The organism is Kribbella sp. NPDC056861, from assembly GCF_040687575.1.
GTDB lineage: Bacteria > Actinomycetota > Actinomycetes > Propionibacteriales > Kribbellaceae > Kribbella.
On the sequence record NZ_JBFBNQ010000003.1, the window covers coordinates 1,043,851 to 1,057,489 of the forward strand.

General features: G+C 68.4%; 17 protein-coding genes. 12 read left to right on the forward strand and 5 right to left on the reverse strand.

Annotated elements, in window-relative coordinates; all coding sequences use genetic code 11:
• Positions 1 to 85 precede the first annotated feature (85 nt).
• On the forward strand, positions 86 to 1,036 hold the full coding sequence (locus tag AB0P21_RS18805) for a ring-cleaving dioxygenase (RefSeq protein WP_363698135.1): 951 nt from the start codon (positions 86 to 88) through the stop codon (positions 1,034 to 1,036).
• On the forward strand, positions 1,029 to 1,652 hold the full coding sequence (locus AB0P21_RS18810) for an alpha/beta hydrolase (protein WP_363698137.1): 624 nt from the start codon (positions 1,029 to 1,031) through the stop codon (positions 1,650 to 1,652). Before AB0P21_RS18805 ends, AB0P21_RS18810 begins: the two co-directional genes overlap by 8 nt.
• Here the strand turns inward: AB0P21_RS18810 and AB0P21_RS18815 are convergent.
• Complete coding sequence (locus tag AB0P21_RS18815) at positions 1,633 to 1,983, reverse strand: UBP-type zinc finger domain-containing protein (protein WP_363698139.1); 351 nt, start codon at positions 1,981 to 1,983, stop codon at positions 1,633 to 1,635. The genes AB0P21_RS18810 and AB0P21_RS18815 overlap by 20 nt on opposite strands.
• A 42-nt stretch (positions 1,984 to 2,025) precedes the next feature.
• Positions 2,026 to 3,231 carry an ROK family protein gene (locus AB0P21_RS18820; protein ID WP_363698141.1) on the reverse strand — a complete coding sequence of 402 codons (1,206 nt, stop codon included), beginning with the start codon at positions 3,229 to 3,231 and terminating at the stop codon, positions 2,026 to 2,028.
• Positions 3,232 to 3,351: 120 nt separating this feature from the next.
• Between AB0P21_RS18820 and AB0P21_RS18825 the strand changes: the two genes are divergently transcribed.
• The 7 genes from AB0P21_RS18825 to AB0P21_RS18855 all read left to right on the forward strand — a co-directional run bounded on the left by AB0P21_RS18825 (position 3,352) and on the right by AB0P21_RS18855 (position 9,463).
• Entirely contained in the window at positions 3,352 to 3,657 is a 306-nt protein-coding gene (locus tag AB0P21_RS18825) for a DUF4287 domain-containing protein (protein ID WP_363698143.1), read from the forward strand.
• 51 nt (positions 3,658 to 3,708) lie between these two features.
• A complete protein-coding gene (locus AB0P21_RS18830; protein ID WP_363698145.1) occupies positions 3,709 to 4,107 on the forward strand; it encodes a hypothetical protein in 399 nt (132 codons plus the stop codon).
• Between the two features lie 24 nt (positions 4,108 to 4,131).
• Positions 4,132 to 4,887: an RNA methyltransferase gene (locus AB0P21_RS18835; protein WP_363698146.1), complete on the forward strand. Its 756-nt coding sequence runs from the start codon at positions 4,132 to 4,134 to the stop codon at positions 4,885 to 4,887.
• Between the two features lie 111 nt (positions 4,888 to 4,998).
• Entirely contained in the window at positions 4,999 to 6,639 is a 1,641-nt protein-coding gene (locus AB0P21_RS18840) for a sugar ABC transporter substrate-binding protein (protein WP_363698148.1), read from the forward strand.
• On the forward strand, positions 6,636 to 7,577 hold the full coding sequence (locus AB0P21_RS18845; protein WP_363698150.1) for an ABC transporter permease subunit: 942 nt from the start codon (positions 6,636 to 6,638) through the stop codon (positions 7,575 to 7,577). Before AB0P21_RS18840 ends, AB0P21_RS18845 begins: the two co-directional genes overlap by 4 nt.
• Positions 7,574 to 8,449, forward strand: a complete 876-nt coding sequence (locus AB0P21_RS18850; protein WP_363698152.1) for a carbohydrate ABC transporter permease — start codon at positions 7,574 to 7,576, stop codon at positions 8,447 to 8,449. The genes AB0P21_RS18845 and AB0P21_RS18850 overlap by 4 nt, the downstream gene beginning before the upstream one ends.
• 12 nt (positions 8,450 to 8,461) lie before the next feature.
• The gene (locus tag AB0P21_RS18855; protein ID WP_363698154.1) at positions 8,462 to 9,463 is read left to right on the forward strand and encodes a LacI family DNA-binding transcriptional regulator; all 1,002 of its coding nucleotides are present in this window, start codon (positions 8,462 to 8,464) and stop codon (positions 9,461 to 9,463) included.
• On the opposite strand, the gene AB0P21_RS18860 is transcribed toward AB0P21_RS18855, so the two are convergent.
• On the reverse strand, positions 9,460 to 9,969 hold the full coding sequence (locus AB0P21_RS18860; protein ID WP_363698156.1) for a methylated-DNA--[protein]-cysteine S-methyltransferase: 510 nt from the start codon (positions 9,967 to 9,969) through the stop codon (positions 9,460 to 9,462). The genes AB0P21_RS18855 and AB0P21_RS18860 overlap by 4 nt on opposite strands.
• Before the next feature lie 63 nt (positions 9,970 to 10,032).
• On the opposite strand from AB0P21_RS18860, the gene AB0P21_RS18865 reads away from it, so the two are divergent.
• The 3 genes from AB0P21_RS18865 to AB0P21_RS18875 are packed head-to-tail and all read left to right on the forward strand — an operon-like array spanning position 10,033 to position 12,146.
• Positions 10,033 to 10,782 carry an aminoglycoside 3'-phosphotransferase gene (locus AB0P21_RS18865; RefSeq protein WP_363698158.1) on the forward strand — a complete coding sequence of 250 codons (750 nt, stop codon included), beginning with the start codon at positions 10,033 to 10,035 and terminating at the stop codon, positions 10,780 to 10,782.
• A 58-nt stretch (positions 10,783 to 10,840) separates the two neighbouring features.
• A complete protein-coding gene (locus AB0P21_RS18870; protein WP_363698160.1) occupies positions 10,841 to 11,731 on the forward strand; it encodes a hypothetical protein in 891 nt (296 codons plus the stop codon).
• A 34-nt stretch (positions 11,732 to 11,765) separates the two neighbouring features.
• Complete coding sequence (locus AB0P21_RS18875; protein WP_363698161.1) at positions 11,766 to 12,146, forward strand: peptidase inhibitor family I36 protein; 381 nt, start codon at positions 11,766 to 11,768, stop codon at positions 12,144 to 12,146.
• Between the two features lie 47 nt (positions 12,147 to 12,193).
• Here the strand turns inward: AB0P21_RS18875 and AB0P21_RS18880 are convergent, their stop codons facing one another.
• Positions 12,194 to 13,159 carry a hypothetical protein gene (locus AB0P21_RS18880; protein WP_363698163.1) on the reverse strand — a complete coding sequence of 322 codons (966 nt, stop codon included), beginning with the start codon at positions 13,157 to 13,159 and terminating at the stop codon, positions 12,194 to 12,196.
• Positions 13,149 to 13,637, reverse strand: coding sequence for a SigE family RNA polymerase sigma factor (locus tag AB0P21_RS18885; RefSeq protein WP_363698165.1), 489 nt, complete (start codon positions 13,635 to 13,637; stop codon positions 13,149 to 13,151). Before AB0P21_RS18885 ends, AB0P21_RS18880 begins: the two co-directional genes overlap by 11 nt.
• Between the last annotated feature and the right edge of the window lie 2 nt (positions 13,638 to 13,639).

Sequence of the window (13,639 nt, forward strand, 5' to 3'; positions counted from 1 at the left end):
CTCCTCGCCGAGTTCAGGAGTCAGCCTAGCCATTCGCTTGCCCGCCGGGGCAAGCTGGTGAGCGTCCCGGAGAGAGGAATCGCAGATGTCTGCCGCACTCGCACCGCACGGTCTGCACCACGTCACTGCCATCGCGGAGGACCCGCAACGCAACGTCGACTTCTACACCACCGTGCTGGGGCTCCGACTGGTCAAGCGCACCGTCAACTTCGACTCGCCCGGCAACTATCACCTGTACTACGGCGACGAGTCCGGCCGGCCTTCGACGCTGCTGACCTTCTTCCCCTGGCCGGGAGCCGACGCCGGCCGGCAGGGCACCGGGCTGACCACGGCGACCGCGTTCAGCATCCCGCCGGAGGCGCTCGGCTGGTGGCAGAAGCGGCTCAAGGATCTCGGCGTCGACTCCGACGAGCCGGTCGCGCGCTCCGACGAGGAGGTACTCCGGTTGCGGGATCCCGACGGCCTGGTGATCGAGCTGGTCGCCTCTGACGGCGACTCGCGATCGGGGTGGGACGGAGCGGCCGCAGTACCGGCCGACAGTGCGATCCGAGGCCTGTACTCCGTGACGATGACCGAGCGCGAGCTCGAACCGACCGCCGAGTTGCTGTCGGGGATGCTGGGCATGTCCTTCGGCCACAACACCGCCGACCGCACGCGGCTGGTGATGTCAGGCGGCCAGGAGGGTACTGCGGTGGATGTCCTGCCCAGCAAGGAGTCTCGCGGCTTGCAGGCGGCGGGCACCGTGCACCACATCGCCTTCCGTGCGCCGGATCAGGAGACGCAGGCGCAGTGGCGGCTGCAGCTGATCGAGGCCGGGATCAACGTCACCGAGATCCTCGACCGGCAGTACTTCACCTCGATCTACTTCCGCGAGCCAGGCGGGGTGCTGCTCGAGATCGCCACCGACCAGCCGGGCTTCACCGTGGACGAGCCGCTGCTGGAGCTCGGTCAGCACCTCAAGCTGCCGCCGTGGCTGGAGCCGAACCGCGAACAGATCCAGAACGCGCTGCCACCCCTGCGTGTGCCCGGTGAGTGACATCCTGCACCGGTCGCACGTCTGGCAGCCAGGGACCGGGACGCCGCTGCTGCTCTTGCACGGCACCGGGGGCAACGAGTTCACCCTCTTGCCGCTGCGGGAGCATCTCGTGCCCGGGGCGCCGGTGCTGTCCGTGCGCGGGACGGTGCTGGAGAACGAGATGCACCGCTTCTTCCGGCGGGTGCAGGAGGGCGTCTTCGACGAGGACGACCTGCGCGCGCAGGCCGACAAGTTGGCTGAGTTCCTGGTGGCGGCCGAGGCGAAGTACGGCGTACCGGCGGGGGCTTGGGTCGCCGTCGGCTTCTCGAACGGGGCCAACATGGCATCCGCGCTGCTGCTGCGGCGGCCGGAGTCGCTTGCTGCTGCTGTGTTGCTAGGGGCAATGGTTCCGTTCGCGGACCCGGGCCCCGAGGACCAGACACTGGCGGGCAAGCGGGTGCTGATCGTCAACGGCGATCAAGACCCGATGGCGACGGCCGACCAGACCCGGACCCTCGCGGCCAACCTGCGGCGCCGCAGTGCCGCCGTCGAAGTACAGGGCTTCGACGGCGGCCACACGATCGATCCTCGGCAGCTGCCGAGGATCAGGCAGTTCCTTACTGACGGATGTGCTTGACCCAGTCGGCCGGTACTGCGCCCTCCGGGCCGGGGGCCGGTTGGGTGACCGGGTGGTTGATCGGCGGGGCCAGCTCGGGGCCCTCGACGATCTCCTCGGTCCTGAAGTCCCAGAACCAGTCCTCGCCCGGCTCGTAGGACTGGATGATCGGGTGGTTGGTCTCCGCGGCGTGCGCGCTGGCGTGCTGCGAGGGGGAGCTGTCGCAGCAGCCGATGTGCCCGCACTCGGCGCAGCGGCGCAGGTGGAACCACCAGCCGCCGCCGTCGGTGCACTCGACACAGCCCGGTCCCGAGGGTGCGACCTCAGGCTTGATCCCGGCGTCGTTCGTCATCCCGTCAACCTCTTCCGTCGATTGCTCGCAGCCTAAGCGTAATCAGGCGCCGGGGACGGTCAGCAGCCCCGCGAAGACCTCGTCGAGCGCCATCTTGGCCGCGCCGAGGGCGACCGAGTCGGCGCCCATCGTCGAGGTGACCACGTCGACCGGGAGCAGCGTCAGCTTGGCCAGTTCACGCCGGAACGGCTCGGCGATGATCGCGCCACCGCGTGACATGCCGCCGCCCAGGACGACCACCTCGGGGTCGATGGCCAGCGCCAGTACGGCGGCGCCGCGGGCCAGCACCTCGGCGAACTCGATCAGTACCGCGAGGCTCTCCGGATCCTGCAGCGCGGCCGAGGCGATCACGAACTCGCCCTCCTGACCGGACGGCGCACCCACCTCGGCGGCGAGCGCCGCGCCGCGGGCGTGCAGCCGCTCGACCGCCTCCGCCCAGCCGAGCATCGGCAGCACACCGATCTCGCCGGCGGCGCCGTGCCTGCCCTGATGGACGTGCCCGTCGATCACCACACCGGACCCCGCCCGGTGGCCGGCGAACATGTAGACGATGTCGCGGTGCTTCTGCGCCGCGCCCTTCCAGTGCTCGGCCAGCGCCGCCAGCTTCACATCGTTGGCGACGGCAACAGGTTTCCCGAGGCCGTCGGAGAGGAGCTGCGGGACGTCGACCTCGGTGAATCCAGGCAGCGAGTACGGTGCCAGCCCTGATCCGTACGGCCCGACCCGTACGTCGGACACTCCCTCGGCGGCCCGCAGCGCACCAGTGATCCCGCAGGCCACCCCGGTGATCACGGCCGGATCGAGTCCCGCGTCGGCCCAGCAGGCCAGCGTGGTGTCGATCGCGGCCTGCAGCCGGTCGGTGGCGGGCAGGTCCGGACTCAGCTCGACCCGGCGCGACGCCAGGGTGTTCCCGCGCAGATCGGTGACGACTGCCATTGATTTATGTGCGCCGATGTCGATTCCGCTGACGTAGCCGGACTCGGCGCGGAACCTGAAGTGGCGAGCGGGGCGGCCGGCGGCGCGGCTGGACGACGTACGGGGTGGGGCTGTTTCTTCGACGCGTTCCTCGGCCAGCAGCTCGGCGAGCAGATCCTCGGCGGTCGGGCGGGAGACGCCGATCGCGTGGCGCAGCTCGCGAAGGGTGAGGCTGGGTGCCTCCACGAAGGCGCTCAGGGCGGCGGAGAAGTTGAGTCTGCGGAGCAGCGACGGATCGCCCAGCCGCCCACCCGACTTCTCGTCACTACTCACAATCAGACACTAACCAACGGGCCGAAAAGTTTTCTCGGAGGTGGTGTCGAGAACCGGTGGTCGAGTTCGACGCTGGGGTGTGGCAGCCGCAAGGGTTGCTCCGACCGAGAGGGAATCGAGATGTCGTTCCAGGCGTACTTGGACAAGATCGAGGACAAGACCGGCCTGACCCCGCGCGAGCTGGTCGAGCTGGCGAAGGAGAAGGGCTTCGATGCGCCGGCCACCAAGGCGGGTCAGATCTGCGACTGGCTGAAGGCGGACTACGACCTCGGCCGCGGGCACGCGATGGCGCTCGTGTACGTGATCAAGAACGGCGCCGGCATCGGCGACAAGCACGTCGGCAGCACCGGGGTGCACCGCGACGAGTCGAACACCCTGTGGCTGGACGGCAAGGCCAGCAAGCCCGCCGACTGGGCTCAGGCGTGAGACACACCTGAGCCCAGCACGCTCGCCGTCGCGCCGTGGCAGGCTCTTTCTATGCAGACCTGGGTCTGGCGGTTGCACACGATCAGCGCTGCGGCATGCGCGGCGTACTGCGTGCTGCTGCTGGCCGTCCTGCAGCAGAGCAGAGGCGCTGAGTGCGCGCCGGGCACGGACTGCAATCCGCATGGCTTCCTGACGATCTTCGTGGTGGTCACCGGGATCATGCTGGCCGGGCCCAGCCTGGCCGCCTGTCTGTTCAGCAGGAGGCACAGCGAGGCGGGGCCGGCGCTCGGGCTGCTGACGTCGATCCTGTTGCTGGGCCTGAACGCCGGGATCGAGCACGTGCCGGCCTGGCTCCCGCCGCTGACCTGGGTGGTCGGCGGCTGGTTCCTGGTGATCAGCCTGGCCGGTCTGGCGCTGTTCCGCGGCGCCCGGTCGCCGTCCGTCGGCTGAGCGGAACGCCTGTACCGTACTGGGGTGGATCAGGAAGCGCGGGAGAAGCTCTCTCCCCGGGACAAGTGGATCACCATCTTCGGGCGTAAGCCGGTGCTCGAGGCGCTGAACGATCCGTCGTTGTCGGTGGCGAAGGTCGTGGTCGCGGACAACGCCGGCGGCGGTTCGCTGGACGAGATCGTCCGGGCCGCGTCCCGGACCGGTACGCCGGTGGAGCGGGCGACCGCGTCACGGGTGAAGTGGCTGGCCGGCAACGGCAAGCACGACCAGGGCGTGGTGGCCGACGTGAACGCGCCGCGGATGACACCGCTGGCCGACTTCGTGCGAGCCCGTGGCAAGCGGCCGACCAACGTGTTCCTGCTCGACGGGGTGACCAACCCGGGCAATGTCGGGATGATCCTGCGAACCGCGACCGGGGCCGGCTTCGACGGGGTGATCCTGCCGCGCGCCGGCACGCCGCATGTCGGGCCGCTGGTGATCAAGGCGTCCGCGGGGGTCGCGTTCCAGGCGCCGATCGTGAACGTGGCGACGGCGAAGGCGGCCGTCAACCTGCTGGTCGAGGCGGGGTACCGCGTCTACGGGCTCTCGGCTCGGTCCAAGCAGTCGCTCTTCAAGGCGGAGTTGGCGCCGCGCGCGGTCTTCGTCCTCGGCGGCGAGACGAACGGCATCACCGTCGAGACCGACGAGGATCTGCAGATCCCGTTGCATGCCGGGGTGGAGTCGCTCAACGTGGCGGTCGCCGCGGCGATCGTTGCCTTCGAGGTCACCAACCGCGACTGAGCTGTCGCCGCACCCCCTCAATTACTGATTCGGCCTTGCGTGATCGCAACGGTCCGGTTTACCGTCCCGGTTAACGTTTAAGTGCGCGTTAGTGAGCGAAGGGCGGCTGGGATGAGCAAGTTCGGGCGACGGAGGTTCTTGGAGCTGAGCGGTGGCGCACTCGGGGCGGCCGCGCTGGGCTCGACGCTGGCGGGGTGTGGCGACGGCGGCGCGGCCGGTGGGGGCGCGAAGGCTTCGGGTGACGTGGCGCTGCCGACGTACAAGGCGTTCGAGGGGCTGCGGCCGGAGTTGGCTGGGGCCGAGTCGGGGCTCGAGCCTGGGTTCCTGCAGTTCCCGGAGAACGCGATCGCGAGTGTTCAGGGGCCGCCGCTGAAGAGCGCGGTGACCGCGTTGACCGAGACGTTCGCGACGCCGCCGCCCCCGATGGGCAGCAACCCGATGTGGCAGGCGCTCAACCAGGCGCTCGGCGGCGAGCTCAAGCTCACCATCGGCACCGACCCGGGCTACCCGGAGAAGTTCGCGACGCTGCTGGCCGGCGACTCGCTGCCGGACCTGATGTGGTTGCCGCCGAACCAGGGCATCCCGAACATCGGCCCGATGCTGGAGGCCAAGTTCCAGGACCTGACCAAGTACCTCGTCGGCGACGCCGTACTGGAGTATCCGAACCTCGCCGCGCTCAAGCCGGCCTCGTGGCGTACCGCCGTGGTGAACGGCAAGATCTGGGGCGCGCCGATCCCGTCCACGCCGTTCGGCCAGGTGATGATGGGCAACCCGCGGACCTGGGAGAAGGTCGGCGGCCTGCAGTGCAAGACTGCCGACGAGTTCTTTGCCAAGTGCAAGGACTTGACCCGCGGCACGAACTACGCGCTCGAGCCGGCGATCGTGAACATGCTGCACATGTTCGGCGAGTGGTTCGGCGCCCCGAACTCCTGGCGGGTCAACCCGGACCGGTCGCTGACCCATCTCTACGAGACCGACAACTACCGGGCCGCCGTCGAGTACGCCGCCAAGCTCTGGGCAGCCAAGGTGTTCTACCCCGACCTCAACCTCGCGGACGCGACGCCCAAGACGGTCAACGGCCAGATCGCGGCGCAGGTCACCGTCGGGCCGCGGGCGACCGCCGACTTCCGCGCGGCCGATCCGACGTTGTTCGTCGACACGTTGATCCCGTTCGGCCATGACGGCAAGGCCAAGCCGGTCTACGACATGGGCTACGGCACCGTCGGGTTCACCCCGTTCCGGCAGGCCGACGAGGGCCGGATCCGTGAACTACTTGCCTTGGTCAACTACCTGTCGGCGCCGTTCGGCACCAAGGAGTACCTGCAGAAGAACTTCGGCACGGCGGGCCAGCAGTACACCCTGGACGCCAAGAAGAACCCGGTGCTCAACTCGGCCGGCAACCAGCAGGCGCCCGGTCTGGTCAGCGCGCTGCAGATCATGACCGCGCCGGAGTCGGTGATCTTCAACCCGGCCTTCCCCGAGGACACCCGCAAGATCCACGCCACCGAGCAGAAGCTGCTCGCGTACGCGATGCGCAACCCGACCGCGGGCACCTACTCCGACACCAGCAGCAAGGTCGGCACCAAACTGACCGCGGCCTTCCGCGACACCATCGTCGACATCGTCACCGGCCGGCAGCAGATCGGCGCGTACGACGCGGCGCTGAAGCGCTGGAAGAGCGGCGGCGGCGACAAGATGCGTGGTGAGTTCGAAGCCGTGCTGCCCGCCGGCGTACCGGTGACAGGGTCTTGAGCCGGCGCAAGCAGCAGGAGTTGCCGTTCGGCGTCAGGCTGCGGCGGGACTGGCAGATGCTGGTCCTGATGGTGCCGGGGGTGCTGTTCCTGCTGGTCTTCTTCTACCTGCCGGTGCTCGGCAACGTGGTCGCCTTCCAGGACTTCCAGCCGTACCTCGGCATCATGCACAGCGAGTGGAACGGCATCCAGAACTTCGTCAACCTGTACGCCAACCCGGACTTCTGGGACGCGCTGCGCAACACGCTGCTGCTCGCCGCGGTGCAGCTGGTGCTGTTCTTCCCGGTACCGCTGGGCCTCGCACTGATCGTGGATTCCCTGGTCAGCAACAAGATCCGGCGTGCGTTCCAGACCATCGCCTACCTGCCGCACTTCCTGTCCTGGGTGCTGGTGATCGCGTTGTTCCAGCAGTCGCTGGGCGGCGCGGGCTTCGTCAACAACCTGCTCCGGCAGGCCGGCTTCGACCCGATCCCGTTCATGACCAACCCGGACACCTTCCCGCTACTGGTCGTCGGTCAGCTGATCTGGAAGGACGCCGGCTGGGCGATGATCATCTTCCTCGCCGCGCTGTCGGCGGTCGACGTCTCCCTGTACGAGGCTGCCGCCGCGGACGGCGCGGGTCGCTGGCGGCGGCTCTGGCACATCACCCTGCCGTCGATGCGCACGGTGATCGTGTTGCTGCTGATCCTGCGGATCGGCGACATCCTGAGCGTCGGGTTCGAGCAGTTCATCCTGCAGCGCGACTCGGTCGGGCCGGGCGCTGCCGAAGTACTCGACACCTTCACGTACTACGCCGGCGTGGTCGGCGGCGACTGGAGCAGCGGGGCCGCGGCCGGGCTGGCCAAGGGCGTCATCGGCGCGCTGCTGCTGTGGGGCGCGAACACGATCGCGCACCGGCTCGGCGAGCCGGGCATCTTCCAGAAGCGAGGTGAATCGTGAGGCCGATCTGGAAGGAACGCCCGAGTCCGGCGTACCAGACGATCAAGGCGGTGGTGCTGGGCGGTTTCGCGCTCGCGATCGTCATCCCGATCATGGTGGTGATCTCGACCTCGCTGGCCAGCGACCAGGACATCATCGAGGCCGGCGGCTACGTGCTCTGGCCGTCGCACCCGACGTTCAAGGCGTACGACACGTTGTTCAGCGGTGGGCTGATGGCGCGGGCGATCGGGGTCAGCGTCTTCGTCACGGTGATCGGTACGGCGATCGCGCTGTTCACCACGATCGCGCTCGCCTACGCCACCTCGCGGCCGGTGCTGCTCGGGCGGCCGGTGTTGCTGCTGGTGCTGTTCACGCTGCTGTTCGCGCCGGGCATCATCCCGATGTTCCTGATCGTGAAGCAGCTCGGGCTGATCGACAGCCTCTGGTCGCTGATCCTGCCGGGCGCGCTCGGTGCCTTCAACTTCGTGGTGATGCGGACCTTCTTCATGAACGTGCCGGCCGAGATCCTGGAGAGCGCACGGATCGACGGCGCGAGTGACTTCACCATCCTGCGCCGGATCGTGATGCCGCTGTCGAAGGCGGTGATCGCGGTGGTCGGGCTGTTCTACGCGGTCGGCTTCTGGAACGCGTTCTTCAACGCGCTGCTCTACATCAACGACACGTCCAAGTGGCCGGTGCAGGTGATCCTGCGGACCTACGTGCTGCAGGGCAAGTCGCTGTCGGCCGACCAGCTCGGCGTGACGCCGTTGCCGCAGCCGCAGTCACTGCAGATGGCGGTCGTGGTGGTCGCGCTGGTGCCGATCGCAATGGTCTACCCGTTCCTGCAGCGGCACTTCAACAAGGGCGTCATCACCGGAGCGGTCAAGGGCTGAGAGAATCGGTTCATGGCCACGGGGATGACCGACAAACCGACGCTGCGGACGGTTGCCGCCGCCGCGGGCGTCTCGATCGCGACGGTGTCGTACGTGCTGTCCGGGCACCCGCGCAGTCAGACGATCTCGGACAACACCGCGGACCGGGTGCGGGAGGCGGCCGCGCGGCTCGGCTACCGGCGCAACGATGCCGCCCGCGCGATCCGGACCGGCAAGTCCGATCTCGTCCTGCTCTCGCTGAGTGTGCTGGCCGATCCGTGGGCGCAGGCGGTGGCGGCCGATGTCAGCGCAGCGGTCCAGCCGCTGGGCAAGACCGCGCTGATCGTGGCCGACGGCGACTGGCGGACCGTGCTCGCGAACCGGACGCCGGACGTGATCTTCATCGACCACGTGCACGACGACCCCTCACTGGTCGCCGATCTGCTGGCGTTCGCGGCGCAAGGCGTGCAGATGGTCGTGTTCAGCGAGGTGCTGGAGCCGCAGGGCTTCGATGTGATCCGCTCGGGTGCCGAGCCGCGTTGTCACCTGGCCGTCGAGCATCTGCTGGAGCGGCACACGCGGATCGGCGCCCTGACCTCGAAGCTGGCGGGCTGGCCGCGGTACGACGCCTATCTGCGCACGATGGCGGCAGCCGGAGTACCGGTGCTGGACGAGTTGGTGGCGACGTACGAACCGCATCCCGAAGGGGCTTACCGGGCGGCGATGTCGGTGCTCAACCGGCCCGATCGGCCGACCGCGCTCTACTGTACGACGGACTTCGCGGCGATCGCCGCGATCCGGGCGGCGCACCGGTTGCGCCTCGACGTACCGGGCGATCTGGCCGTGATCGGGGTCGGGAACACGCCGGAGGGCGAGCATCTCGACCCGTCCCTGTCGACGGTCGGGCCGGTCGGGTTCAACAAGGCGCTGTGCCGGATCATGGTCGCCCGCCTCACCGACCGCGAGGGCGCGGAAGGCAAGGTGTACGACTTCCCGTGGCAGCTGATCGCGCGCGAGTCGACGGCTTCTGGCTAGAACAGCCTCGCCTCTTTGCGCGCGGCCGGCTCCTCCAGGTCGAGCAGGAACTGCTTGCGGGTCAGCCCACCGGCGTACCCGGTGAGTTTGCCGTCCTTCCCGACCACGCGGTGGCACGGGACGACGATCGAGAGCGGATTGCTGCCGACCGCCTTGCCGACGAGCTGGGCCAGGTGCTTGTCGCCGACGCGCTCGGCGAGTTCGCCGTACGTCGTGGTGGCGCCGCGCGGGATGTCGTCGAGCAGGGCCCAGACCTTCTGCTGGAACGCGTCGCCGCCACGCAGCTCGACGGTCAGGTCGAAGGTGTCGCGCTCGCCATTCAGGTATTGGGTCAGTTGGCGGGCGGCCTCGGTGAGGAGCGGGTCTTCCTCGACCTTGTCACCCAGGGTCGCTGCTGTCGGCTTCACCCAGTGGTGCGGGAAATAGACGCCGATCAGGGCGTCGCCCGAGGCGACCAGGGTGAGGTCGCCGAGCGGGGTGCTGACGGTCGCGTGCCGGTTGTTCATCTCTCTCCTCCAGGGTCTCCTGGGTAGAACGTTTCGGGACTCGCATTGTGTGAGGATTGCGGGATGTTGTTGCCGGGCGGTGGTGACTGGGAGCTGGTGGAGGCTGGGGAGTCGGCGACCTCTGTTTATCGGCGGGGATTGGTCTATGCGAAGACCTGCGGGCCGACCGGGGTGGCTGAGTTGGTGGCCGAGCGGGACCGCTGCGAGTGGCTGGCCGGTACTCCGATTCCTGGCGCTCGCGTGCTCGATTGGATCGAGGGTGCTGAGGGGGCGGCTCTGCTGACCTCCGCTGTGCCTGGGGTCGCGGCTGGGGATCTGCCGTGGTCGCCGGCGTTGGTGTCGGGCTTCGCCGGGGCTCTTCGGGCGTTGCATGAGTTGCCGGTGGCGAGCTGCCCGTTCGAGCGGCGGCTGGACGACGTGGTCGCTCAGGCGGCGGACGTCGTACGGCGGGGTGCGGTAAATCCCGACTTCCTGACCGACGAGTCACGGCTGGTCGCGCCGGAGGAGTTGCTGGCTCGGGTGCTGGCGGCGGCGCCGTCGGTGTCAGCGTCGCTGGAGTTGGTGGTGTGCCATGGCGATGCGTGCCTGCCCAACTTCCTCTTCGACCCGGACACGCTCGAGTGGACCGGCATGATCGATCTCGGCCGGCTTGGTGTGGCTGACCGGTACTCCGACCTGGCGCTGGCCAAGGCACAGCTCGAGGACGAGTGGTCTGCCGATCCGGCCGGCTTCTTCGCGGCGTACGGCGAGGCTGAGCCTGATGCCCGGCGGCTGGACTTCTACCTACAGCTCGACCCGCTCACCTGGGGATGACTGCGGGTTGTCATCTAAACGTTCGTTTGGACCTCCTGGATCACCTACGCTCTGGTGAATGACGTTCACGCTCCGTGGTCGGCGACGCCTGCCTGCCGCTCTGCTGCTCTGCGGTCTGGTGGTGGCGGGCGGCGTTTTCGCGCTCAATCGACAGGGTCAGGAGGCGATCGCGGTTGGTCCTCCGGTCAGTGCGCAGGACAAGGTGCTGCTGCGTGGCGCCGAGGAGCGGTTGATCCGCGAGTGCATGAGTGCCGCCGGTTTCACGTACTACGAGAAGCCGCGGCCGCCGAAGTCGGGTGAGCCGGACTTCCCGTACGTCGTGACCGACGTGGCGTGGGCGCGGGCGAACGGGTATGGCGTCAAGCAGAGCGCGCCGCCCGCCGATCCGACAGCGCAGTACTTCGCGGGCCTGTCGAAGGATCAGCAGGATGCGTGGCGCACGACGTTGGTTGGCTCGGGCAAGCAGATCTCGGTCGAACTGGCACCGGGTGAACGGCTCTCGGTCAGCGACAAGGGCTGCATCGCCTCGGCCCGGCGGACCCTGTACGGCGATCTGCCGGGCTGGTTCAAGGCTCGGCGGACCGTCGACAACCTGGAGTTTCTGGTCCAGGACAAGGTGCGGCGCGATCAGCGGTACGGCGTCGCGATGGCGGACTGGGCTGGGTGTGTCAGAGGTCGCGGTTACGACGCCGGCGGTCCTGGGGCGCTGCGGGAGATTGTTGCCCAGCGCATCAAAGGGCGCGCGGCCGACGTCGTACGGGCTGCTGAGCTCGACGCCGCTGTGGTCGAGGCGACCTGTGCGAACTCGACCTCGCTGGCCGCGACGCTGCTTGCGCTCGAGCCCGAACACCGGGCCTCGGTGACCGCCGACCATCGGCGCGAACTGGCGGAGCTGAACGTCTTCGAACAAACCGCTCTGCCGCGGGCGAGAAGCGCACTGCGGCAGTGACGACAACCCTTCTACAGTTAGGACTCTGAAACAGATGCGTTCGCTCACCTGGAAGACCGCGGCCTTCGCCGCGGTGACCCTGATCGCCACCGCCGCCCCCGTGATGCCGGCCTCCGCCGCGCTGACCGACTGCCCGTCCGGCTACTTCTGCGCCTGGGCCGACGACAACGCGCAAGGTCACCGGGCGCAGTGGTCCGGCAACGACGCGAACTGGGGCGACGACGGCATGCACGACAACGCCGAGACCGTCTTCAACAACGGTACCCCCGGCGCCTGGGACCACGTCTGGCTCTACTACAACGTGAACTACGACGCCTACAGCAAGTGCGTCCGGCCGGGCGAGTGGTACGACGCGAACCTGAACGACAACGACTACGACTCGCATTCGTGGTCCACCGCCTGCAAGTTCGACTGAGCCCGACCGGGCCCGCTGCTCGCCGTACTGCGAGCAGCGGGGCCGGGTCAGCTGAGGCCGACCTCAGCCGGGAACCACTGCGACCGATCCGTCGGGTCGGCGACCCGGATTCCTTGGGCGATCGCCAGCACCATGGCTGATTGGTCGACCTTGGTGGAACTCTTCGCATGGATGACGAGGTCGTAGCTACCGAACGGCATCCGCAGCTCGCCGTCAGCACGGATCCGGGCGGCGCGTCCGTTGATCTGCACCGTTCGCTCGCCGGCGAAGACTTGGGTGCGCGGCGGCCAGTTGAGCGAGACCATGATCGCCTCCGTCGGGCCTTTGCTGATCCCGAACTCGATGTAGTCGGCGGTGGCGTTCACCCCTTGGATCCTGGCGCCAGGCGGTAGATAGCCGAAGTCGATCGGGGCCTTGAGCTGCTCTGGTCCGAAATCGACGCTCTCGGCGAAGCTCAGGAGTTGCTGCTCGGCCCGGTCGAGATCGACGAGGTCAGGCGAACAGTTGGCCAGCGCCCAGCTGCCGGCTTGGTAGCTCCAGGCGATCATGAGGTGTGTCTGCGGGGCGGGCGATGACGGCTTGGGTTTGGTCCCGGACTCGGCAACGCCTGGCCTGGGTGGCGTTGTGACGGGTTGCTGGATCAGGTCGGCGGGGTGGCCGTTGATTGTCGTCTTCTTCCGGAGCTTGCCGAGCTGGGCCAGGGTGTAGCTGCCGGGCTGGGCGGTGACCCGGCAGGTCGACTGGTCCGACCCGGAGTAGGTCCGAGTGACGCTGTTCGACTCCACGCTCAGTTGCTGGTGAGTCCACTTGAGTGGCGGCTTCGCCGGCGGCGGCGCCTCATGATGGGTCAGCGCGACCGGTACGACGACCGCTGCGGCGACGGTCGCGGCGACGGCGGTCAGGACGACGGAACGGCGGGCGCGGCGTACCGGAGTACGGGCTGGATGTTCTGCCTGTTCGGCTTGTTCGGCGAAGAACTCGAGGGCCTCGCGCAGGGACTGTTCAGTGCGCATGGTCGGCGACCTCCGCGGTGAGCTGGATCTTGAGGGTGGCCAGCGCGCGGGACGAGTAGCCGCGCACCGTGCCTTCGGTACAGCCGAGGGTCTCGGCGATCTGGGCGTCGCTCTGGCCGGCCAGATAACGCAGTACGACGACCGCGCGCTGCCGTTTCGGCAAGGCGCACAGCTCGGTCAGCAACTCCATCCGCGCGGCGATCGGGCCCGCCGGATCGGGGACCGAGCCGACCACCTCGAGCAGTCCGCTCGGCTCGATCCGGGCCCACTTGCGGCGCCAGGACAGGAACTCGTTGACGACCATCTTGCGGATGTAGCTGTCCGGGTGCTCCAGTTCGCTGATCGAGTCCCACTTGCGGTGCACCCGGACCAGCACCTCCTGGACGACGTCCTCGGCGAGGTGCCGTCCGCCGCAGAGGACGGTGGCGAAGGCGAGCAGTCGCCCGCGTTCGGCCCGCACCCAGTGGTCGAAGGTCATAC

Coding starts and splice junctions, on each gene's coding strand:
- AB0P21_RS18805 (WP_363698135.1), top strand. CDS start 86: ATGTCTGCCGCACTCGCACCGCACGGTCTGCACCACGTCACTGCCATC.
- AB0P21_RS18815 (WP_363698139.1), bottom strand. CDS start 1,983: ATGACGAACGACGCCGGGATCAAGCCTGAGGTCGCACCCTCGGGACCG.
- AB0P21_RS18825 (WP_363698143.1), top strand. CDS start 3,352: ATGTCGTTCCAGGCGTACTTGGACAAGATCGAGGACAAGACCGGCCTG.
- AB0P21_RS18830 (WP_363698145.1), top strand. CDS start 3,709: ATGCAGACCTGGGTCTGGCGGTTGCACACGATCAGCGCTGCGGCATGC.
- AB0P21_RS18840 (WP_363698148.1), top strand. CDS start 4,999: ATGAGCAAGTTCGGGCGACGGAGGTTCTTGGAGCTGAGCGGTGGCGCA.
- AB0P21_RS18855 (WP_363698154.1), top strand. CDS start 8,462: ATGGCCACGGGGATGACCGACAAACCGACGCTGCGGACGGTTGCCGCC.
- AB0P21_RS18860 (WP_363698156.1), bottom strand. CDS start 9,969: ATGAACAACCGGCACGCGACCGTCAGCACCCCGCTCGGCGACCTCACC.
- AB0P21_RS18865 (WP_363698158.1), top strand. CDS start 10,033: ATGTTGTTGCCGGGCGGTGGTGACTGGGAGCTGGTGGAGGCTGGGGAG.
- AB0P21_RS18870 (WP_363698160.1), top strand. CDS start 10,841: ATGACGTTCACGCTCCGTGGTCGGCGACGCCTGCCTGCCGCTCTGCTG.
- AB0P21_RS18875 (WP_363698161.1), top strand. CDS start 11,766: ATGCGTTCGCTCACCTGGAAGACCGCGGCCTTCGCCGCGGTGACCCTG.
- AB0P21_RS18880 (WP_363698163.1), bottom strand. CDS start 13,159: ATGCGCACTGAACAGTCCCTGCGCGAGGCCCTCGAGTTCTTCGCCGAA.
- AB0P21_RS18885 (WP_363698165.1), bottom strand. CDS start 13,637: ATGACCTTCGACCACTGGGTGCGGGCCGAACGCGGGCGACTGCTCGCC.